Source organism: Psychrobacillus sp. 05T411 (genome assembly GCF_056396485.1).
Window position 1 is genome coordinate 33,409 of record NZ_JBFTLO010000013.1, and the last position, 23,069, is coordinate 56,477.

Genomic DNA, 23,069 nt, shown 5'->3' on the forward strand with positions numbered 1-23,069 from the left:
AATCACCTTTCAATTACAGATTCGTTATGAATAAAGGCATTTACTTCCTCTAAATAAGGAAGTCCTTCATTATCACCAGACACTGTTGTGACAAGAGCCCCTACACCATTTGCAAACTGCAACATCTTCTCTGGTGAATAATTATGGAGATAACCATATACAAATCCTGCATCAAAACCATCTCCGGCACCTACAGTATCAATTGCTCGAACTTTGAATGCTTTCGCTTCTGTCCATTTACCTTCCTCGTACACCTTGGAGCCCCTTTCTCCATCTTTAATTACTAAGCTATTTATCTGGTATTTTTTCGCAAACTTTTCTAAATCTACATTCGAATCAAAACCAGTAATTAATCTAATTTCATCAAGTCCGGTTAACAGTATATTTACATATGGGAATATCATTTCAAAAGTTTCTCTAGCTTCTTCAATCGTCCACATCTTTAAACGAATGTTAGGATCGAATGAAACAGGAATTCCTTTTGATTTTGCAAGTTTTAGAATCCGTTCAGTAATTGTGAAGTTTGCGTCATTAATAGCTAAGAAAACGCCAGTGATGTGGACCAAGCTTACCCCACTTAAAATATCCTCGTGAATTTCCGTTGGTTTGAGTGTTAAAATGGGCGATTGATATCGATAATAGAAAGTTTTACCTGCTCCGGATTCGCTAATCTCTTTAAAGTTCACGGAAGTTGGATGATTTTCTACAAACTTTACTTCAGATACATCCACGCCTTCTCCTTTTGCGAAATTGTAAATAACACGGCCAAACTCATCATTACCTAGTCTGCTAATCCATTTGACCTTCATCCCTAATCTTGCGCAACCAAGAGCAAAGTTTAGTTCCGCACCACCTAATTTTCGTTCAAAATGAGTAACATAACGAAGTGGTCCGGTTGTAACAGGATTCATGGTAATCATGGCATCCCCTATGGTTAATACTTGAAAGTTAGTTGACATTCCCTATTCTCCTTGCAGTTATAATGACTTCCGCTCAATTAGAGTCGGGGTATAACGTTTAATCTCGTATGTATTTTCTAAACTTTCTTCTTTTAACAGTAAGAGCAGCTTTCTTACTGCTTCTTTCCCCATTTCAAATGTAGGTTGTTTAATGACAGTGATTGGTGGATTCGATATTTCTAAAAACGGTGAATCATCAATCGCGATAACACTTACGTCTTGTGGAACTTGAATATTATTTTCTCCAATGAATTTAAGCAGTTCTATTAAAGACAAATCATTTGTTGCGAAAAATGCTTTTGGGCGAATATGCGAAGACCAAACCTTCTCAAGTTGACTTTTTATCTCCTCTCTTTCCACAGCAATGATCCAATCTATATTTGGTGCAATATTATTTTCCAATAGTGCTTCTTTAAATCCATTTATCCTCTCTACACGAGGGGTCACATTTCTTATGATGGAAGTAGCCACTAAAGCAATGTCTTTCCTATCTTTTTGCAGAATTGATTCGACAGCAAGTTTAGCTGCTTCTTTATTGTCTAAAAGAATTGTTGGATACATAGGTTCATCAATTCTTCTATCAATAAAAACAATCGGAAAATTTGCTGCTTTTAACCGTTTGTATAAATCCACATTTCCATTTGTCGGAAAAATAATTAAACCATCCACTTGCTTAGCAACTAACATATCCATATAGTCCCGCTCTTTATCTGGGTCGTCATCAGCATTACACACAAATAAATGGAAATTATTTATTCCACATTCATCTTCTATTGCGCGAATAATTTCAGTAGAAAAATTATGTAAAATGTTTGCAACGATGACTCCAATTGTTGCAGACTTCTTTTGCTTCAGGCTTTTTGCTGTAAAGTTAGGAATATAGCCTAAATCATTTATCACATCTCGAATTCTCTCTTGGGTAGAATCAGCCATGTACTGGAATCTATTATTGATAAATTGAGATACAGTGCTCTTCGATACGCCAGCTTTCTGTGCAACGTCGGCCATTGTTACTTTATTCATAGCAATCCCCTTCTTCAAAACTTTTCTAAACCGGTTTAGAAAATCGATTTAGTGAAAGTATAATTGAAAGCCTTTTCAAAATCAATCATTATTTTTAGAATATTTTTAGTGTTTTAAATTGCAAGTTCTTTGTGAATTAAAACTTTATTTGTTTGATAAATAAATAAAAAAATCCCCTGCATATAAATAATATGGGGGGATTTTGCATTATTTGTTCCCACTTTTCCTCCAAAATATCAAGGATGATCATAGGCAACCATTCATTCAATTCTCTAAATTGGAAACCAAGATTTCTAGCTTTTTCATTGTTCATTAGCCAAGACTCGGAAATATTGAATGGCGAAGTATTCGTTTCGGTTGGCGTAAAAAAGCTATTTCAGAATAGTCTAAGAGTTGTGTCAGTGCCTGGCACCTGCGAGACTATTATGATAGTATTTAATGTATTAATCTGAATAATAAGTTTTTGCGGAAGAGGGGAACCAATAGATGCAGTTGGAGCAATTAATACATATCCAATACGCGAATAAATATCGCTCATTAACAAAGGCTGCTTCGGAACTTTTTATTTCACAGTCTGCACTTAGTCAATCTATTTCTAAACTAGAAAATGAGATTGGAGTAAGATTATTTACTCGCTCTCGACATGGAGTTGTTCCTACTGCAGAGGCTTCATTTTTTCTAGAGAAAGCACAGAAAATAATAAGGCTTATTGATGAGATGAAAGACAAATCTATGGAAATAAAACAATCAACAAGAAAGTTTACAATCGGTACAGTTGCTGGATTACATTTAAATTTTTTAACTCCTGCTTTACTATCCTTTAAAAAAAAGTTTCCCCAACTTAAGATTGAATATATTGAGGCGAGTTCATTATCTTTAAAAGAATCTATTATTAACAAGGAAATTGATATAAGCTTAATAGTTATTTATGAAAAAACAATGATACCTCATGCCTCTTTACGTATTAAAGCTTTAATGGATATTAACTTTTACGTGCTAGTATCTAAGGATTCTGTACTATCACATAAAAACTATATAACTTATGAGGATCTCAATGCACAGCCAATAATTATGTATAATGGGGAATTCATGAATTGGTTTTTAAAAAATTATACAGATAGAAATGGAACTTTAAATATTCTATTTAAATCCAATAATACAGATACGCTTCGTGAAACTATTTTAAAAGGGACTGCCATTACAATAGAAACAGAAAATGAGCTTTATAGTAATCCTTATGTTATTTCGGGGGAAATTATTGCTATCCCACTGTACGATCCAGGGCTTCCTCATAGCTCCCTTGGATTAGTCTACTCCAATAAAAAACAATGGAATCACGAGGAATCAGAAATCATTCAATCGCTTATTACTTATATTGAGGAGTCGAAATATTATCCTATCTTTCCGTAAAAAAGTACTCGATGTTCAGCAGTAACATCGAGTGCTTTCAAATTATTATTCTCCCCCACCGAATAGCATTGCCTTTCGACGATTTTCATCGATTGTAGAAGAATGAACATACTTAAAGTAAACAACCGCAATTACAATTAATATACCAATCGTTATCATTAATTCCGCAAAGTTTAAACCACCTAGTGGGTTAAATGGTGTATATAGGAACAAATAAAATATAAGGGAAAGAATAGCCAAAACTCCTATCGTTCTACCCTTTTTCACACGATAAGGACGAACTAAATCAGGCTGAGATTTTCTTAGACGAACAAAGGAAATAGTAACAAGGAGCCAAGAAAATACCGCGAAGAAACCTACAACATTAACAAGACTTCCAAAAATTTGTGTACTTGTTCCTAAAAAGGCCCCAAAGCTTGTAATGATAAACAAAAACTTCGTCGCCTCACCAGGCGTTTTAAAATTATCGTGAATTTTGCCAAACTTAGCCGGAATATACTTACCTCTTCCCATGCTTAACAACACTCGACTAGCAGCTATATAAGCGGCATTCCATGATGTAAGCAATCCGATTAAGGAAGCAATTGCAACAAAGAACATTGGTAGCGAAGAAGATGGGTACATAACTACTAGGGAATCTAGTACGACAATTTGAGCAGTTTCACGTAATTGACTATCAGCAGAAAACGAAGTACCAATAATAATAAAAACGTAGAACAAAACACTTGCCCATACAGTTATTATGACGATTTTACCTATTAAAGATGGCTTGATAGATGTTTCCTCCGCTGCCTGCGCAATCGCATTGAAACCTAGTAAAAAGCCCGGTACCATTAAAAGAGTCAGTGAGAGTCCTTCCATCCCAGTAAAAAATGGTTTAGCATTCTCTGCACTTCCTAGTAGGGTTCCGCTCACGACATAAAAAATTGCTGCAAATAATAGGACAGCGACTGTGACAGTTTGGAAGGTTTTGGAGAATTCTATCCCTCTATAATTCATTACTGCAAAGAATAGATTCACAACAATGGAAAGAATTACATAAGATAAATAAACTACCTCTCCCCCCAAAGTATATAGCGGTACAAATTGTGGAACGGGAAAACCTAAAGCTCCTAACATAAGAGGTAACATAATCGTTTCAACAATGATTAAGCCAGCAAATATAACAGTAAGAAACGCCCCAGAGAAATAGGCCCATTTGGAACCAAGACCTTCATATGTGTATACGATATCCCCTCCGGCATAAGGTAGTGCCGAAGACAATTCAGCGTACGTAAATCCAATGAATGTACATAATATTCCTCCAATGATAAATGCAATGACCCCTCCCATACTTCCAGGGATAGTCGACCAAACGCCCCCATAAATTACCCAAGACCAACCTATTACTGCTCCAATCCCTATAGAAAGTAAATCCCATTTAGTTAATGCTTTGTTTAATGTATTACTCGTTTGAATTGATTGCGTAGGTACAGTTACTTTTTGCATGCGTTTGCTCACTCCGCTTCTATTTTTTTAAGAGAGATTTAATTTGAACAATTTATTCGCATTTTCCCAATAATATTTACTCCTTACAGAATCGCGTAGTGGCCAATTCTCCACTTCCTTTACTACTTCCGAAAGAGGTATTCCCATTGTCAACCAGTCAGTAGCGAACAGTATTTTATCTTGAAGCATTCGATCAGCGTAATACATATACATATCCCAGCCTGTATTTTTTTCTGCTACATACTTTGGGCGGAAAGCAGATGTATCAACATACAAGTTTTCATATTTTAATAGCATACCAACCATATCATTCACCCACGGCCAACCACCATGTCCAGCAATGATTTTCAAATTTTTAAAGTCAGTCAAAGGCTGCTCCAAATTGGAAGGATGATCAATGTAAAGAGAGGTATTCTTAAAATAATTAATCGATGTATGAATCCATATAGGCACATCTAGTTCCTCACATAACGCGTAAAGCGGATAGTATCTTCTATCATTAGCAGGCACCCCATGCTCATAGGGTGGAAGTACTACCGCTTTATAACCTTGTTCCGTGAGCGCTTTTCGAACAACTTTTAGACTTTTAACGCCTTTATGTGGATTAAAACCAGCAAACCCGAAAAATCTATTAGGATATTTCGCTAGTATACTAGCCACATAGTCGTGATCAGCTGGCTCCTCTTCTCCATCTCTACCATAATCCATATTATGAATGGCATGATATACAATTCCCGCATCATCTAATTGCTTAATGAAGTTATCCATTGAAAATTGTTTTTCCATTTCCTGCATAACTTCTTGAACAACTAAATTGATAGCCTTTTGCTCCAGTTTTTCAAAAAATTGTTGCTTTGTCCAACCAACCATTTCCGCCCATTGTGGACCAAATACTTTTAAATAACCTTCATTTTCCGGTCCTGGATTTGAAAAACCTTCAATAATAAATTCTGGCAGTGTATTAGAACAATCAACTTTCATTACTCTGTCATCTCCTTATCTTCTCTATTTCCTGTCTTGCTACCTATATAATGTTGTAATATTTCATCTGTGTGTTCTCCTACTTTAGGTGTCCTCACATACTCATCCTTCTCTTTGCAATATCGTCGACCGTTAAATAAAATAGGTAAGTTGGCAACCTGTATTGTACCTAACGATTCATGTTGCAATGTGGATATCATTTTACGTTCTATCAAATGTGGATCCGTCAGTAATTCATTCACCGTTTTCACATCACCGACTAGAATACCTTCTTTTCGAAGAAGGTTTATCGCCTGTTCTGCAGTTTTTTGTAGAGCCCACTCTCCAAATATAGAATTTAACATTTCCAAATGTTGATTTCTTTTTTCATATGCCTCTTCTGTTTCTCCAGCAAACTCTTCCGCAAGATCTGCTCTCCCAATCAAGTGGAAACATGTTTGAAACTGTTTACTACCGAGAGCGCATACCATTAACCATTTATTGTCAATCGTTTTAAATGCATCCCAAGGAGCACCAAATGGATCTGTGTTCCCTTTTGCTTCTAATGTTTTGCCTTTCATACTCGCTTGTATTACTGCATCCTCTAACATGGAAACAGTGCTTTCTACCATGCTTACTTCAATTTGTTGACCTTCACCAGTTCGTGTCCGCTGGAATAAAGCACTAACAATCCCAAGTGCCAAATAAATTCCCGAAATTCCATCTGTAATACCCGGACCTGTCTTCTGAGGCGCTCCCGCTTTCTCTCCAGTCAGGCTCATTAAACCTCCCATCGCCTGCGCTATAGGGTCAATACAAGGAAGTGCTGCATTTGGACCAAAACTACCAAAACCAGATATAGAAGCATAGATTAATGAGGGATTTTCCACCTTTAGTGATTCATAGCCTATATGCATCTTATCCATTGTTCCAGGGAGAAAGTTTTCAACAACTACATCAAAGCTTTTTGCCAACTCTCGAAAAATTTGTTGATTTTCGCTCTTTTTTAGATCTAAAGCAATAGATTTTTTATCTCGATTTAGCATGTAGAAGTAGCCACTTTCCGACTTTTTTAAAGGTGGAAAATACCGAGTCTTATCACCAACTCCTGGTATCTCTACCTTCACAATTTCAGCACCCAAATCCTGGAGTAACAACGTAGAGTATGGACCCGAATAAACCCAAGTTAAATCTAATACTTTTATCCCTTTTAACGGTTTGTTCATTAAAAACTCCTCCAATATACGCAGGCTATGAGTACTTCCGTTCGAATAACGGTGTTTTCGTTAGTTGTTTTTCAAGTGTTCCAGCTTTGCACCATTCAATATTCGGCGTAACCCGTAATTCCTGGTGAAGTGCATGCTTTATCTTTTCTTCAATATAAGGTAGATCACTTGCTAATACACCCAATGCCGATTCAACTTTAAGCATAAGTGGTGGCACAACTCTCGGAGGTGGACTATCCAAAACAATGCGAAACTCACCAGTTAACTCGCTTTGAAATTTTGATAATACATTTTTGATAGCAGACGGATATACATTGACACCTTTGATAATTAGTAAATCATCCGAACGACCAACCACTTTTACTCGATGCCCCGTAAATCCACATCCCGGACATGGATTTGTGAAAACTTGGACCATGTCGCCAGTAGCGTATTTGATACGTGGTAGTCCATTTATCCGTAATTCAGTCATTGTTACTTCCCCTACTACACCGTTTTTCACCTCAATATGCTTTTTCGTTTCAGGGTCGACTAGATCCTCTGTGAACAATGCAAGATCTGGTGCCACACAATGAATTCCATGATAAGTGTCCGAATCACAGGAAAAACCTAACTCTCCTAGATAATCGTAAACCCTACATTTGTAAGCGGTTTCAATTTTCTTTTTAATTTCTGGAATTCCAATCCCAATTTCTCCAACGGTAAATAATGCTTTTAACTGAAGACTACCTATTCCCTCGCCGATTAAATCTGGTGCCCGGTCGATAAGATGCTCAGCTAAAGATGGTGTCATCATCGCACCTTTTGGTTTTGTCATTTGTGCATACTTCATAATCATTTGACTTCCTGCACGCACGTCAACATCTATTGGTAATACTCCATGCTCTCGAACACCGAACAGAATAGAAGAGGTTGCATATATTCCCAGAGAGTGACTAAATAACAATCGATCCCCTTTATAAATACCACCGTACTCTAGCATATTCGTAATATACTTATTCATTGTTTGGACATCTTCGGCAGTATATGTGTAGGTAAACGTTGGTGTACCAGACGTTCCACTAGTTGTTCCAGTGAAGGCGATTTCATCAGGTCTGCATAATAAATGCTCCCCAAATGGATGCCCTTTTTCCTCTAAAGAACGACGCTGGCTTTCTCTTTCCATTTCCTTATTCATGAAAAACGGCAGTTGTTTGAAATCTTCTAACGTTTGAATTTCTTCAGGGCGTATGGAAAGTTCCTTAAAAATTTGACGATAATAGGAGGAGTTTCTTACCGCACGTCTTAATTGTTTTTGCAATAATACTTCTTGATATTCTTTTATTTCCTCGGCAGACATTTTATTAAGTATAGAATTTGCATATGGAACTCTTCTTTGTTGTCGTACTAGTACAGTCATATCAAAATTGTCTCCTTTCACTTGATTAATCTTTCTGAATTATTAATTTTATGATACATCTTTCAAAACACATTGAAAACTTCAAAAAATTAATAGTACTATAAGTAATATTAATGGATTAAGCTGATTTAGTTGGCTTGATATCTCACTCAATGATTATGTATGTAGTATGAAAATGATTATAATATCCTCAATTTATCGGATAAAAAAAGCTATTTCACAGATGGTTGGATTGCTTCTGTGAAATAGCTTTAGTTGTTAGAATAGTTCCTCATTTGTGTGGGTGCCACCAGTAATATACTTCATAGTTTCTACCTTTATATTTGATAATCTAATCAATTGGACCAGCTCTCTTTAATTCTTAACCATATGTTAAGTTATGCCAAGTTATTGGTAAATCTATTAAAGGAGGTGATTTATATGGCTCTTGTTTTACAGGCTTTTACAACTCCGGCTAACACGCAAGTTATTGCAGATACGGCAGCACCGCCAGGATCTCTTCCTACAGCAGCAGTACCAGCACCACCAGCAATGACTTCTCCACTAGTGAATGGAAGTAGTGCTTATATTTGGTCTCCAAATGATGCACCCAATCAAACTGTCACATTTCGGAGTATATTCAGCATTGGAAGTTTACCACTTCTGACTGTTGCTCTACCTATCGCAGTGTATTATGCTTTTGCTGCGAATGAGACTGCTACAGTTACCGCTACTTTGGAAATTGTGAATCTTTTAGGAATTGTAGTAGCAACGATTCCTTTATTCACCGGAGCGTCAACTGATCCACAAAATGTGGACATCTCCCAAGCAGATACTCTTCTTGGCCTTAATTTATTAGGGAACTCTGGACGCATTGTAGTAGATGCAACTGTTTCCGCAGCAGCATCGCCAGGAAGATATCTTGGCCAAATCACAGTACGTGATTTCTTGTTATAAGTTTGACTGAGATATACAAAGAAATTAATTTAGGGAATCCAAATCTACTTAAAGGAGGTGATTTAAATGGTTCTTGTCTTACAAGCTTATACAACTCCAGCTAATACGCAAGTCATTACAGATACAGCAGCAGCACCAGGGACTCTACCAACTCCGGCAGTACCGACACCGCCAGCGATTAATTCTCCATTGATCGATGGAAGTGATGCTTATATTTGGTCACCAAATACTGCATCCAGCCAAACAGTTTTATTTCGAAGCACATTCGACATTGGCACTTTGCCGATTTTGACACTTGCTCTCCCTATCTCTACTTATTTTGCTTATGCAGCAAATGAAGTTGCTTCCGTCACCGCTTCTTTAGAAGTAGTAAATCTATTAGGCATTGTAGTCGCAACTATACCTTTGTTCACGGGTTCAAATTTAGGCAATCCACAAAACGTGGCAACTGCATCAGGAGACGCACTAGTCGCAATTGGCCTACTCGGCAATACCGGTCGTATTGTAGTCGACACAACAGTAACTTCACCTGCAGTCGTTGCTTATTCAACAAACCCAGGCCGATACCTTGGGCAATTAACAGTAAACTCGTTAGCAGTAGGATAAAATTATGTAGTACCATTTTTTTTATGCTAAAAAAGGGGCTGCTCCAAAGTCGCTGATGTCGACTTTGGGGACAGCCCCTATATTACATTTGTGTTACAGGTGCCTGGCACCTGTAACATTATGAAGCTTTTTGAATGTTGGAAGATCCTGATTGTTTCCAGATCAAGTTGACCCATTCTGGATGGTCAATAAAAGGATTGCGATTTCCCTGCCATTGCTGGATAACATTATTTCGCTTTCGTTCCACTTCATCTACCGGATCCTCAAGATGCCATTGTAAAAGCACTGAAAGCTTTCCGTGATAAGGATTTTTTCCATTATTAAGCTTTTCGTTTAGCTCCAAGTCCACACTATCACCTGGTTCATAGCGAGTAGCCATGTAAAAGAGAATTCTGGCAACATCCCCTTTTACTCGATTTGGTGGTTCAAATGAAGTGGCTGTTGTGAAACATCCGTTACAACCATTAACTGGACTCCCACCGTTATCAAAATCTAAATTTCCTCTCAAACCATTTACTTGTACATCTGTAGCTCTTAGATGATGAATATCAGTTCCTGGTCCTTTACTTGTCCCAAAATCTCCGTGTGATTTTGCCCAAGTATGCTCTCGATTCCATTGTCCCGAATTTCCACCATTGCTATTTTTTGAACGTGAAACGCCCGAATAAAATAAAATCACATTGTTCTTATTGTTTGGATCTTCATCCGTCTCCTTTAAAGCATCCCATACTTGAGCGTAAGATAGTTGAGTATGGTCATCGATAATTTCATGAAGCACTGCTTTTAATGCTTGTCCTTCTTTCTCCAATGCATCCCGGTAATATGTATCAAGTGGTGACTCTTCTTCAGAACCCACTGTAACTACAAAGCTTGTAGTAATAGATTTCTCACCGTCAGTTGCAGTAACCCCAACAATATGGCTTCCAACTTCCAGTGTTAACGTTAATGTAGCTCCTTCTATATTCCCTTTTGTTGAAGTAAATGTAAGTTCATCGTTATCAGAATCAGAGAAGTAATCTGTTAATAAAACCGATACAGTTTCCCCTGCAATCACCGTTGTATTGGGAATTGCTTGTTTAATAACTGGAGCATTATTGTCATTAGGAAAAGAAGGAACCTCAGTAATGAGGTTCCCTTCTCCGTCTACGAATTCAATATTTCCTGGTGATGCTCCGTTAATGTAGTCAATCTCAACGTTATCTGGAAGAGCACGAATTTGTTTTACATTAGTACCATCAATAATTATCTTTTCAATAGTAGTTCTTTTGAAATCAATAATCGTACCAGCTGTATTTGGTTTGATTGTTACTGTTTGATTTGCAAATCCAGCACCGTGGAATTCTGCATAATCTCCTGTGAATAAAATGCCATTTGTAATCGTTGTATTTTCACCTAGTGTGAGTGAAATACTTGGCTTAGTAATCATTAATTTGTTTGTTTTAAGGTTTTTGAAGTCATACAATTTCTCAGCTGTGATTGGTGTTACTACTTCACCTTCAGCTTTAAGATCAATTTGCACTAACACTGGGTCATGGTCAGATGCACGACCTTGTGCTTCCGTAAAGTTCGCATTGATATGAATCATATCAGCAACTGTAGTGCTTACTAAATTATTAGATACTAAAATATGGTCAAGTACTTGGTTGTTCCCTTGGAAGAAGTAAGAGAAACGATCTTCAACTGGGACTTTGTCGACCATATTTGTTAATACTCCGCCTTTCAGCGTTTCAAGTGCAGATGTGAATTCGAAATCATTCATGTCACCAGCAACAACAATATTCAAATCTGGATTCTTTGCAAGTCCTTCGTCGATAAAGTCGTTAATTGCTTGAGCTAGACCAAGACGTTCTGGAACTGATCCTAATACTGGTGGTTGAGTTGGTCCCCATAAAGATCCGTCTCCACCTTTTGAATTCAAGTGAGCACCGAATACAACTACTCTTTCACCTTGGAAGTCAAATTCTGCCGCAAGTGGTTTACGTGTATCATTGAACTTGGTTGGATCAATGAAACCTGGGTTCAGCGCTAAGTTACCCGCATCCGTCCAACTGTTCCCTTGAATACCAGTTCCTTTTGTTCCTTCTACTAATGTTACACGTTCTGGGTTAAATAAATAACCTACACGAATATTACCACCTGGTGCACCGCCAACTGTATTATCAATTGGTGTAACATCCGTCCATTGATAATTCGGCCCACCTTTTGCAGTAATCGCTGCAATTAAGCGTTCGTAACTTTCAGATGCATCTGCATTACCAGAATTTGTTTCACCATCATTATCTTGCACTTCTACTAAAGTAATAATGTCTGGTGATTTCATATTTTTAACAAACGTCCCTGCAATTTTCGTTACTTTTGCATCAGGAGTGTTTGCAATGTTATTTGAGAAGTTTTCGATATTATATGATGCTACGGTTAATTTATCATCTGCTTGTGAAATATGAGTAACTTCTTGTTGAATATTTGCTTTTGTTACCGTTGGGAATACTTTATTTGTGTTTACACGGTAACCATTTGTAAAGTTTTCTACAAATCCAATCAAGTCTGCGTCAAACTTGTCGCCAGAATCATAATTTTTGCCCGACACGCCTTCAAGCATAATTTTTTCTGGATTATAATCATCTTCCGCAATATTTAAACCGCCATTTTTATTAAATGTGTTGTTTGTAGTGCTTGGTACAACGATTGGTGAATCATTATCATAGATTGGCCCAACAATTTGAGCATCAGGGAATGATACACGCATATACTCGATTGACTCCCAGAAATCGATTCCATCTTCAATTGGATCAAAAATTGCAAAACTATCATTATCGATAATTTTGTTTGGAGGCATTAAGTCCGTTCCGATGACTAGTGCTGTTGGAACAGTAGCTGTACCTGTATAGGTTACCGTTGTTGCGTTAATAATTGTATCTGTTAATCGTGAAGCTCCACCAACTTCAGCAACCATACCAGATACTTTGACAGAATCACCTACCACCTTACCATGGGATGATTCGTTTACTTTGATGGCATTCGATTTCACGCCATCGAAAGTTGTATTATCTGCTTCTTGCATAATGAAGTTTGAAGCATCAATTACGAACGTAACCACACCTTGAACATCTGTTACATTTAATTTAAGATATTCTGAAACGTGTCCCGCGCCTTGAATGTCGCTGATTGTTGCACCTGCTCCATCAATAATCGTGTACGTAAATGTTGCTATCGGAGTTGAAGTTAAACCATCTTTCACACCAATTACTTTCAATATCATAGATTCAGTAATTGTAATGCTACCATTGTAAATTGGACTACTTGGTGTAGGATTTGTTCCATCTGTTGTATAATGGATGGTTGCACCTGGCGTTTGAGTAGAAAGTGTTACAGATGTTCCTACTGTTACTCCACCTGATTTTGACACTTGAATGTCTTGTACTTTTGTTGCATCTTCAATCACTGTAATTGGAAGTAGTTGCATCGTTGTACCGTATTGACCGACAATCCCAGTAATCTCGTTATACGTTTTTCCTGCAACTAATCCTGAATCTTCTGTTTTGTCATAGATATTAAATGTTCCTTCAGCATCTGTTCCAACATAGTCTCTACCAGCACCAGTAATTGAAACATTTTTAAGTGTCACTAATTTTGATTCATTATCTTCTTCAACACCCACACTTGTTACTTCAAGTGGTGTTGGAAGTGTGGATGCAGTTGGTGAACCTACTAATGTAATATTCGTTAGTTGTTTTAAACCACTGTATTCAGCTACTATTCCTTTAACAGTAACTACATCTCCAACATTCGCAGAAAGGCTTGACGCTGGATAAATCGCAATAGCCCCAGTGTTGTCTTGGATGTGAGCTGTTGCTGTATCTAATAATGCAGTCACTGTCCCCGTTACCATAACTTCTTTACCCATTTTTTCTTGTGAACGAGCTTCAGCAATTGAAATAGTAGTTAGTGGTGCTTGAATTGTGTAAGTAAATGTAGCAATATCACTATTATCTAGGTTTCTAGTAGTGTCATTGTCTACTGCAATCGCCTTAATTGTTGTATCTTCGCTGATCGTAATCGGCTCAGCGTACACAGTGTCAGCAGTAGTTGGTTCTGTTGTTCCATTCACTGTATAGTAAATTGTTGAATTTTGAGTACTTGTTGCTAGTGAAATTTCCGTTCCTGCTGATACAGCAGAAGATGCCGGGTTTGCTGTTACTTCTTTGACCTGAGTTTCAACAACAGGTTCAGAACCCTCATAACTTGTCCAAGTTATGTTGTCAATGGTAACTTGTCTAGAAGAAGGCGATATTATTGAAATCTTAATATTAAATGGTCCCTCAACATTGATATTTTCGATTGTAAACGTTTGAATAGTCGTATTATCTGTATTAACTGCTGGAGAAATTCCTTTTGATTCGCCATTAATAAACACTTCAATTTGTCTACTACCTGCACTTGTAAATGCAGTTTTATAGTCAACTGAAATTGTACCGATACCACTTTGAATTATACTTGACTCAATTTGCTTTCCAGTTTCTTTAAACATTAGACCTTTTCCATCGATTGAATAAGCATCAAGGCCACCACGAGCTCCAGTATAAGACCAAGTTATACCGTTTACTCCAACGAACTCTCCATCTACATATGAATTACCAATATTTGTTGAATTATCAAACGTTTCTACAGTTTCAGTTGCTTCTGCTGCCACTGATGTTGGCAAAACTGGTATGAACAGACTTAACGCTAAAATAACAGATAGAATAGCATTAATTGGCTTTTTCCAATTCCATTTACTCATCTAATCAATTCTCCTTTTTTGTTACGATTCTTTGTTCATTACTATGATTGCGAAACCTTCTACCACAAGTGAAGAAGACTTCGCAAAAATTGTTAAAGTATTACATCAACACTTGCATCTAATTTTTCAAACGTAATATTACCATCACCGCTGTTAGCATTGGATGTTTTATTCTCCAAAAAACAGGAGAACTTAAAATATTCTCCTGTCCTTTTAAGATGTTTTAATTAAAAGTAATATTTTCAGCGCTAGCTCCATCTTCATATTCAATAGTAATTTTTTCACTACCACGAATTTCTTTTACATTTGTTCCACTGATCACTACTTTTTGAACTTCTGTTCCTTTAAAGTCGATAATCGCACCGGCTTTTTTCGGTTTAATAGTAATTGTTTCATCTGCAAAACCGTCACCACTAAACTCTGCGTATTCCCCTGTGAATACAACACCATTATTGATGGTGGATGCGGCATCTAGAGTGATTGATACGCTTGGCTTATGAATCATTAGTTTTCCAGTATGAAAGTTTTTGAAATCATATTTTTTTACTGGAACAATTGGTCCTTCGCCCGCTCCTTTATTTACTGTAGTAATGAATTCCATGTCCCAGTATATATCAGAACTTGAAGGACGATCTTGATGAACCTCCGCAGCTAACACGTTCGTACCTTCAACTAAATGAGCTAAATCTGCTGCATCTAGGTAAAATGATTCATAGCTACTTTCATCTGCAACACTTGACCCCGATAAATCGGATAAATATTTGTCATAACCAATTTCGCCTTCTGGTAGATTATTTCTACCAATTTCTTGTCCGTTCAAATAAAGGATGACACTATCATCAATTCCGAAGTTAATTAAACCAACATCACCAATTTTAGATAGATCTTCGATTTCAAACGTTGTTCTGAAATAGTATGTCGGAATTTTATTACTTGAATTCGGACCATAGTCGATTACTGTGTTAACTGAACCAAACATTGGGCGATTTTCTGATTTTGAATATCCTAGTGGTGCAGCACCGCTTTTCCAGCTACTGTCATCAAAATCAGCTGCTCTCCATGCTGTACCTTGGTTTGATCCATCATCAAGGTATTTCCATGCTTGTGCTTTTTCGAAAATTGTTCGTTCTGCATGCTCAACAATTTGAAGCATTACTTTTTCTGTTTCAAATGTTTTTCCATCATTTGTTACTTCCGCCCAAACTTCTACATTACCTGGCTGAGCACCTGCTTCAACTGTTACCTTACCATCCTGAGCAATAGAAAGTTGACCTTCAGGACTTGTTTTATACGTAATGTCATCGAAAGCAATACCATACTTGGTTCCTTCTACATTTTCTCCTGTTACATTAAGTGAAACTTCTGGATAGAATGTAGACGGTTCTGTTGGCACTACCGTATTTTTTGCTTGGATTGAAACCGATTCGAGTGCTGGAAGTACAACTTCAATTGAAGGATCCTTAACAATTTTATAAGTGTCCGTTACTTCCATTGTATCTACACGATAAGTTGTAAATTCTAAACTTGTTGGTGTAACTTCGATATTTGTAAATGTTGGCGTTTCTAATTGTGATCTGTTTGCTGAATAAAATTCAGGCTCTTTTAAGTCATAATATTTACTACCACTTGAAGAGTTTGAAGTTAAGTACAATGTACCATCAGGGTTAATCACACTACCATCTTCAGCAATCATTTGATTTTCTAATGTTTGAAGATTCTTCATTTGATATGTTCTTACGTAAGAATGATCATGTCCCATTAATACTGCATCAATATCTAATTTATCAATCGTTGGTACAAGATCTTCTCTCCATTTAATAATTCCAGACTCCTGAGAGTGACTTGCCGCACTATAGAAAGAGTGGTGGAAAACGAGAATTTTCCATTTGGCACCTGGATTAGCCGCTACCGTTTCTTCCATAAACTGAGCATGTTCTGATGCATTTTTGTTATTCGAATTCAAATTCATGACAAGTGTATCGCCATATATGAAATAATAATCTCCACCAGAGTTATCTTTGTTTCCTAATGCGGGGTTTTGATTTGGTGTATTGAAATGATACTCATATGTTTCTGTATCATCATGATTACCAATTGTTGTCGCAGTCGGATATTGTTTCAATTGTTCTGGGGCAAAATATCCTGTGTACTCTTCTTCAGAGTCTGCATCATTGACTTGGTCTCCCGCTGATTGTATAAAGCTTGTATTCGGGAATTGTTCAAGTGCTTTATTTAACGTGTTTATCCATCCTTGAGTATCTCTACCTATATTACCTGAAGAGCCAATTTGTGGGTCTCCAGTGAATAGGAAATTATATGATTCTGTTTCTTGAGTTTTAAAGCTGTAAAACTCTGTCCATTTACCATTGCCATCGCCTAAACGATAGACATATTCTGAAGAATCTTCAAGACCAGTAATAGTCGCTTCGTTTGCTTGGTATCCTGAGGATGCTGTTGCTAATGTCGCTGTAACAACAGTTGCAGTAATAGTATCAGCAGTTGTTGTATTACCATCAACTACTTTCGCATATTCAATCACACCCGGTACACCCGTTTTTGGAGAATACCATGAGAAATTTCTTTTTGTTTCGTCAGTTCCTGGAGAGAACGAAATATAAGATGCATCATAGACTGTTGGATCTACAGGTGCTTGATATATCGATTTAAACTCCATATCGAAAAACACATCTGAGCTAGAAGGTCTGTCCTGATGTACTTCAGCAGCAAGTACATTTGTACCTTCTACTATATAAGACATTTGTTCTTCAGTTAAATTGAAGGTTTTATCACTAGTTTCTGGTGAATCATTAAGACCGTACCCCTCAACATAAGCATTGAATGGAATAGCTTCACCTTCTGGAAGATTATATCTAACAATCTCATTTCCATTTAGGTAAATGATTGCACTATCATCAATACCTGCCGTAATTAAACCAGAAGTACTAATTTTTGTTAAATCCTCTACTTCAAATGTCGTTCTGAAGTAAGATGTTGCATGCTTGTTTTGTGCATCGCTACCATAATCAATAATCGTTGTGATATTACCAAATGTTCCATGCTTCTCACTTGCTGGATAGCCCAGCGGTGCTACACCAGCATTCCATGTACTATCATCAAACTCTTTTTCCTTCCATGTTGTACCTTGATCCGTTCCATTATCAAGATACTTCCATGTGCTTGCTCTGTCTAGTAAAGTCAAGTCTGACTGTGCTTCAGTTTCTGCTGCTACCACTGTCCCTGCAAATGTACTTAAGTTTGAAAGTACCATTAGTAATGCAAGAACACTTATAAGGAAACGTCGCAATGATTGATTTTCTTTCAATAGAGATACCACGCTATCAACTCTCCATTCTATTTTTTTGATATAAATTGTTGAAGTCAACGCTAGTATACAAGTATATTGTTATTATCATATTTCCATATTATTAATTTTCTGTAAATTAATGAATCTATGTGATGGTAAATATTCCAAAGCCTTAACACACTGTAAAAGTCTCAGGTGGAATGACTCTTTCCATAGCTGATTCATAAACTCCACTGTACTAAAAATTCAGAAAAGAAAAGCCCCTTGACCAATCTATTCGATCAAAGGGCTGTTTTCCACTTCATAATCGATTCCATTATTAATTGTTAAATTTAATATTTTCAGAGCTAGCTCCATTTACATATTCAATAGTAACAATTTTTTCGCTACCACGAATTTCTTTTACATTTGTTCCACTAATCACTACTTTTTGAACTTCTGTTCCTTTAAAGTCGATAATCGCATCAGCTTTTTTGGGTTTAATAGTAATTGTTTTATCTGCAAAACCAGCACCATGGAATTCTGCGTATTCTCCTGTGAATACAACACCATTATTGATGGTAGATGCGGCATCTAGAGAAACCGATACGCTTGGCTTATTAATAATTAGTTTTCCAGTTTTATAGTTTTTGAAGTTGTACGTTTTTTCTGGAGTGATTGGTTCTACGTTATCTTCATCTCCATCATCCATATTAAACGCTCTATTAACAGGCACATTGTTCGTTGTATCCCATTTCCAAACGTTTACAAAGTCCCATCCTAATGATTCGAATGTCGCTTGTTGTGCAAAATCGGCAGCCACTTTTCCTACAAACGTAGCGGCAATTCCTGATGGTAATCCATCTGGAGTTAACCTCTCATTGTTATAGTAATTGATTGAATTCATGTCGATAATTGGTCTACTACCTGACCAATAACCTCCGATTTTACCAGATTCAGTTCCAGCTACTTCATTGGCTACAACGTTTCCAGTAAAGGTTTGGAGAAGACTACCTTTAGAACCGCCCATATCGCCAACAACAGCACCTATATAACCACCGTCTATTGGTCCAGTAACTGTACCCATTACAAGGTTATTCAAGATGACATTACCAGTTATCGTATCCCTTGCAGTAAGAGGTGAGCCCCAATTCGTGCCTCCAATTAATGCACCTGAAGGGTTCCCATAAACTACAGCATCGATTGTAGAATTTTGTAATGTACCTGCATGAAGCATACCTACAATACCGCCTGTATTGCTTCCGCCAGTTATTTTTCCATCCACATAAATGTTTTCAATTGTACCAGTAGATGTCCCAGCGATGGCACCTGTGCTGCTGCTGCCAGTAATATCTACATTTACTAGCTTAAGGTTTTCTACTTTACCGCCAGTGCCAATATAAGCAAAGAAGCCAGTGCTACCATTTGCACTTTCAATTTTCAAATTACTAATTGTATAGCCATTTCCATCGAATGTGCCTAAAAGTGGAGTTGGAGTGCTGCCTCCGCCAATTGCTGAGATTGTCACATCTTGCATATCAATATTTGACGATAGCTCATATTTACCGTCAATTGGATAGGCTAAAGTGCCAAACCCTTCAGATAATGCTACCAATTCACTTGCTGATCCGATTTCTATCGTTTCCGTGTTCCCACCGTCAAGCGGTGTCACTTTTTCTGTAGCTGGGCTATTCGCTACACCGTTATAGAATCCTGTTCCTGTTGCAACGCTACGTAAATACGAGCCAACATCTTCCGATTTAATCGTATAAGAAGATGATGTTGCTCCTTCAATCGTTGTCCATTTTGTACCATCCGTTGAGCTCTCCCATTTGAAATCAGCGGTAGCACTAGATGGTGTAATTGATGCAGTTAATGTTTGACCTTCTTTTACAATTCCATTTAGTTCAACTTCCGTTATTGTTAACTCGTTGACTTCTTGTGGTACTACTGGAAATGCCCAGTCTTCTAAATTATGTTGACGTGGTGTGTCTGTAATTAGTACGTTGTCATCCCCAGTAACCAAATTTCCTTCTTTATCAAAACCCTTGCTAGTAATTCTAATTCCTTCTGGTGAAATTGAAATATTCGAGAATCCTTTTCCAATTGGTCTTACATCTACATATGCCATTTTCGATGCATCTCTTTCATAGCTTTCGAAATAAGGTCCGCGTCTGTCGTTATTTCCAGAATAGTTCGTGATATAAGTTGTTCCGTTACCATTAGTTTGAGGCTCAATGTTTGCGCCATTTGCATATAGCTGTGAACGAACATAAACATGATCATGTCCACTTAGTACAACATCAATCCCTGCTTCATCAAAAGCGTCCGTCCATGTTGCTACAGGTTCTGCCATACGATATCCGAAAAGCGTCTTGTGCATAACTGCTACAGTCCACTTTGTAGGATTTTGTTTCACAACAGACTTCATCCAGTCTTGCTGAGCTTTTCTTTGAGCAGAGCTGCTTTGATCTTGATAATCCATCATCAAGAAAAGTGTATCGCCATAAACAAAATAGTAGTTACTTGCTTCAAACTGCATTACGTCTAAGCCCGAAACCATTCTTTCCGTACCATCGCCACCGCCGTAGAATGATGCACCGTTTTTAGGTGGGTTGTAGCGACCTAGAAGATTTTGCAAAGTTGGGTCAACCGAGTCCCAGCTGTTATTTGGTGCCCATTTGTTACCTGCTCCGTCGTACTCATGATTTCCTACACCTAGATACAGTGGTACACGCGCGAATTTATCGGCATTTCCCTCAAAAAAAGCATCCCATTGCGTAGTATCGAAAGCATACGAGAGCTGGTCACCCGAACTTAGAATAAATGAAGCATCTGGGAAATCAGTAAATGCTTGTTCAAGTGCTGCACCATTATGGCTAGAGCCAGGAGAAGCATGTACGTCAGTTACCCAGTTAAAGTTAAAAGTATCGATATCGCTGGCAGGTGTTTTAAGGATAGCCGGCGATTCTACATCTGTAACATTCATTGCACCATCACCAACGGAGTAGACATATTCCGTATCAGGCTCAAGTACAGCCGTTTCCGCTTTATGGCTTTGAATCGGCTTAATAGAGTAGTCAGTTCCTTGACCAGTATAATTCGCATTTTTAAGCGCGCTTGAAAGATCTACTGTGTTATTTGTTCCTATAACAACATCTGTAAAGTTCCCGCCATTGCTTTCAAAGTCTGACTTTTTAGCGTAATAAAGTTGCGTTGTTTTCGTTGTTGTCGGTGTTACCCAGTTAAAGCGTGCAATGTACTTACCTTCCTCTTGTTTAAATGAATCATACAAGAAGGATACAGAAGTAGGTTCTTCACCGCCACCTATCGGCTGATTTAGTTCATCCCCTGATTTGGTAATCGTAAATGTATCGATTACTTGGAAAGGATTCTCAGCGCCCGTTGCTTTATAGTACGCTGTATACGTTATTGCGTTACTCGTAACATTTACCTTACTGTATACCCCTGGAGCATGGATAGATCCACCGCCAGTACCCGTCTTATTTTTGCGAAGATCATAATGGAAGTCACTCCAGGAAGTGTCTTCTGTACCGTTTAGACTGTACCCATAATTGTAAACTGATCCTCCGATGACGTAGGTAGGTGCTTCACCGAATTGTACATTTTCAAAACTCTCTTTACCTGTTTCTGTTGAAGTTGTTTTTAAAGTGTTTCTATGATATCCATGTTCATGACCATTTAATACGAGGTCGATACCCGCATCGGTAAGTTTTTTACCTGTCACATTATCGATGTTATAGTGACTATGACCTGGGTTATAAGCTGGAACATGAAAATATGCAATTTTCCACGTCTTAGAAGTTTTTTCGACCTCATCCGCTAAGAATTCCCATTGAATCGCATCGTCATCTTTAGAAGCATAAGAATTAAGAGATATAAATAAAGCATCTCCATATTCATATGAATATACTGTTCCTTCCCCAGCTGGAGTTAGACCTTCTGGTTTATTTAAAGATGTATGGTTCGCCCTTGCTCGATACTGTACTAAATCTCTATCACGGTCATAACCGTCATGATTACCAGGCGTAGACATAATTGGTAGTGTATTTAACAGATTTTGAGATGCATCAAAGAAATACTGCCATTGATCTGAAACATGCGCATCCTCTACCAAGTCACCTGTGTGAATTAGAAAGGCAGCATCTTGTTCATTTTCTTTAATATGATTGTATAATTCTTTTGTATTTTCAAACTGACTTACAGTTTCTCCCTGTGTATCCGGGCTGATCACAAACGAAAAGGGCTTGTTTGCATCAGGATCTGCAGGTGCTGTGAAACTTTCGATAGCGCTATATCCGTCGCTAGCGTTACCAACTTTATAATAATATGTTGTTTCAGGAATAAGATCTTGGATCACTACATTAAAAGTATTAATCGGTGTAAATTGAACCGGCTCATTTCTACTTATAATAATATCTTCTTCCTTTGGTGTAGACTTGTTTGCGCTTTTTATTATTACACCAGTAACTGAATCAGATGTTGTACTAATTACACCAGTAACTGAGTCAGGTGTTGTACCAATTGCATCAGTAACTTGGTCAGGTGTTGTGCTATCTAGATTTGGTGTTGTACTATAAACGATTTCCGATGAGTCCACACTAGGATCCGTAACCCAGTTAAAACTCATCGCTGTTTTACCTGCTTCTGCGCCACCACCAATACTCATTGAAATTTGTGACGGAATATTCGCAGGTGCTGCTGCAAATGTGGTCATAGGCGTTACAAGACTCGAAACAGCAAGAAGCACTGCTAATAGTGCTGAAATTAGTTTTGACGCCACCTTTTTTTCAGTACTCATTTCTATAAAACTCCCTTTTTATTAGGATACACATACTGGTATMTCTTTGAATCGTTCAGTGTTCCTTCATTTTCCCCTTTTAAATGACTGCAGCCGTTTCTCCACTTAAATCCAAACTAGTAGAAGTAAAGCTAGTCAGAGCATAGGTAAACACAAAGCCTTCTATTTAGAAGGCTT

At 37.6% G+C, this 23,069-nt stretch carries 12 protein-coding genes; 3 read left to right on the forward strand and 9 right to left on the reverse strand.

All coding sequences use genetic code 11. The features are described 5' to 3' along the window. Positions 1-2: 2 nt before the first annotated feature. Both AC1DFT_RS12245 and AC1DFT_RS12250 read right to left on the reverse strand, forming a co-directional pair. The gene (locus AC1DFT_RS12245; RefSeq protein ID WP_478159033.1) at positions 3-959 is read right to left on the reverse strand and encodes a sugar kinase; all 957 of its coding nucleotides are present in this window, start codon (positions 957-959) and stop codon (positions 3-5) included. A gap of 18 nt (positions 960-977) precedes the next feature. Next, a complete protein-coding gene (locus AC1DFT_RS12250; RefSeq protein WP_478159034.1) occupies positions 978-1,982 on the reverse strand; it encodes a LacI family DNA-binding transcriptional regulator in 1,005 nt (334 codons plus the stop codon). A 486-nt stretch (positions 1,983-2,468) separates the two neighbouring features. On the opposite strand from AC1DFT_RS12250, the gene AC1DFT_RS12255 reads away from it, so the two are divergent. Continuing rightward, positions 2,469-3,392: a LysR family transcriptional regulator gene (locus AC1DFT_RS12255; RefSeq protein WP_478159035.1), complete on the forward strand. Its 924-nt coding sequence runs from the start codon at positions 2,469-2,471 to the stop codon at positions 3,390-3,392. Between the two features lie 45 nt (positions 3,393-3,437). On the opposite strand, the gene AC1DFT_RS12260 is transcribed toward AC1DFT_RS12255, so the two are convergent. The 4 genes from AC1DFT_RS12260 to AC1DFT_RS12275 are packed head-to-tail and all read right to left on the reverse strand — an operon-like array spanning position 3,438 to position 8,465. Continuing rightward, positions 3,438-4,880, reverse strand: coding sequence for an APC family permease (locus AC1DFT_RS12260; RefSeq protein WP_478159036.1), 1,443 nt, complete (start codon positions 4,878-4,880; stop codon positions 3,438-3,440). A gap of 27 nt (positions 4,881-4,907) precedes the next feature. Further along, positions 4,908-5,861, reverse strand: coding sequence for an amidohydrolase family protein (locus AC1DFT_RS12265; RefSeq protein ID WP_478159037.1), 954 nt, complete (start codon positions 5,859-5,861; stop codon positions 4,908-4,910). Beyond that, positions 5,861-7,066 carry a CaiB/BaiF CoA transferase family protein gene (locus tag AC1DFT_RS12270; protein WP_478159038.1) on the reverse strand — a complete coding sequence of 402 codons (1,206 nt, stop codon included), beginning with the start codon at positions 7,064-7,066 and terminating at the stop codon, positions 5,861-5,863. Before AC1DFT_RS12270 ends, AC1DFT_RS12265 begins: the two co-directional genes overlap by 1 nt. Positions 7,067-7,091: 25 nt before the next feature. Further along, complete coding sequence (locus tag AC1DFT_RS12275) at positions 7,092-8,465, reverse strand: phenylacetate--CoA ligase family protein (RefSeq protein ID WP_478159039.1); 1,374 nt, start codon at positions 8,463-8,465, stop codon at positions 7,092-7,094. 420 nt (positions 8,466-8,885) lie between these two features. Between AC1DFT_RS12275 and AC1DFT_RS12280 the strand changes: the two genes are divergently transcribed. Both AC1DFT_RS12280 and AC1DFT_RS12285 read left to right on the forward strand, forming a co-directional pair. Beyond that, a complete protein-coding gene (locus AC1DFT_RS12280) occupies positions 8,886-9,401 on the forward strand; it encodes a hypothetical protein (RefSeq protein WP_478159040.1) in 516 nt (171 codons plus the stop codon). Between the two features lie 66 nt (positions 9,402-9,467). Then, the gene (locus AC1DFT_RS12285) at positions 9,468-10,007 is read left to right on the forward strand and encodes a hypothetical protein (RefSeq protein ID WP_478159041.1); all 540 of its coding nucleotides are present in this window, start codon (positions 9,468-9,470) and stop codon (positions 10,005-10,007) included. Positions 10,008-10,125: 118 nt separating this feature from the next. Here AC1DFT_RS12285 and AC1DFT_RS12290 read toward each other — a convergent pair whose 3' ends face one another. From AC1DFT_RS12290 to AC1DFT_RS12300, 3 genes are all read right to left on the reverse strand, one after another. Beyond that, positions 10,126-14,787, reverse strand: coding sequence for an endonuclease (locus tag AC1DFT_RS12290; protein ID WP_478159042.1), 4,662 nt, complete (start codon positions 14,785-14,787; stop codon positions 10,126-10,128). 223 nt (positions 14,788-15,010) lie between these two features. Next, positions 15,011-18,121 (reverse strand): purple acid phosphatase family protein, encoded by a 3,111-nt coding sequence (locus AC1DFT_RS12295; RefSeq protein ID WP_478159043.1) that lies wholly within the window; start codon positions 18,119-18,121, stop codon positions 15,011-15,013. A 289-nt stretch (positions 18,122-18,410) separates the two neighbouring features. Then, positions 18,411-22,892: a metallophosphoesterase gene (locus AC1DFT_RS12300; protein ID WP_478159044.1), complete on the reverse strand. Its 4,482-nt coding sequence runs from the start codon at positions 22,890-22,892 to the stop codon at positions 18,411-18,413. Positions 22,893-23,069 lie beyond the last annotated feature (177 nt).

What these genes read in the sequence shown, in the direction of transcription:
- AC1DFT_RS12245 (WP_478159033.1), bottom strand. Translation starts at nt 959, where the DNA reads ATGTCAACTAACTTTCAAGTATTAACCATAGGGGATGCCATGATTACC.
- AC1DFT_RS12250 (WP_478159034.1), bottom strand. Translation starts at nt 1,982, where the DNA reads ATGAATAAAGTAACAATGGCCGACGTTGCACAGAAAGCTGGCGTATCG.
- AC1DFT_RS12255 (WP_478159035.1), top strand. Translation starts at nt 2,469, where the DNA reads ATGCAGTTGGAGCAATTAATACATATCCAATACGCGAATAAATATCGC.
- AC1DFT_RS12260 (WP_478159036.1), bottom strand. Translation starts at nt 4,880, where the DNA reads ATGCAAAAAGTAACTGTACCTACGCAATCAATTCAAACGAGTAATACA.
- AC1DFT_RS12265 (WP_478159037.1), bottom strand. Translation starts at nt 5,861, where the DNA reads ATGAAAGTTGATTGTTCTAATACACTGCCAGAATTTATTATTGAAGGT.
- AC1DFT_RS12270 (WP_478159038.1), bottom strand. Translation starts at nt 7,066, where the DNA reads ATGAACAAACCGTTAAAAGGGATAAAAGTATTAGATTTAACTTGGGTT.
- AC1DFT_RS12275 (WP_478159039.1), bottom strand. Translation starts at nt 8,465, where the DNA reads ATGACTGTACTAGTACGACAACAAAGAAGAGTTCCATATGCAAATTCT.
- AC1DFT_RS12280 (WP_478159040.1), top strand. Translation starts at nt 8,886, where the DNA reads ATGGCTCTTGTTTTACAGGCTTTTACAACTCCGGCTAACACGCAAGTT.
- AC1DFT_RS12285 (WP_478159041.1), top strand. Translation starts at nt 9,468, where the DNA reads ATGGTTCTTGTCTTACAAGCTTATACAACTCCAGCTAATACGCAAGTC.
- AC1DFT_RS12290 (WP_478159042.1), bottom strand. Translation starts at nt 14,787, where the DNA reads ATGAGTAAATGGAATTGGAAAAAGCCAATTAATGCTATTCTATCTGTT.
- AC1DFT_RS12300 (WP_478159044.1), bottom strand. Translation starts at nt 22,892, where the DNA reads ATGAGTACTGAAAAAAAGGTGGCGTCAAAACTAATTTCAGCACTATTA.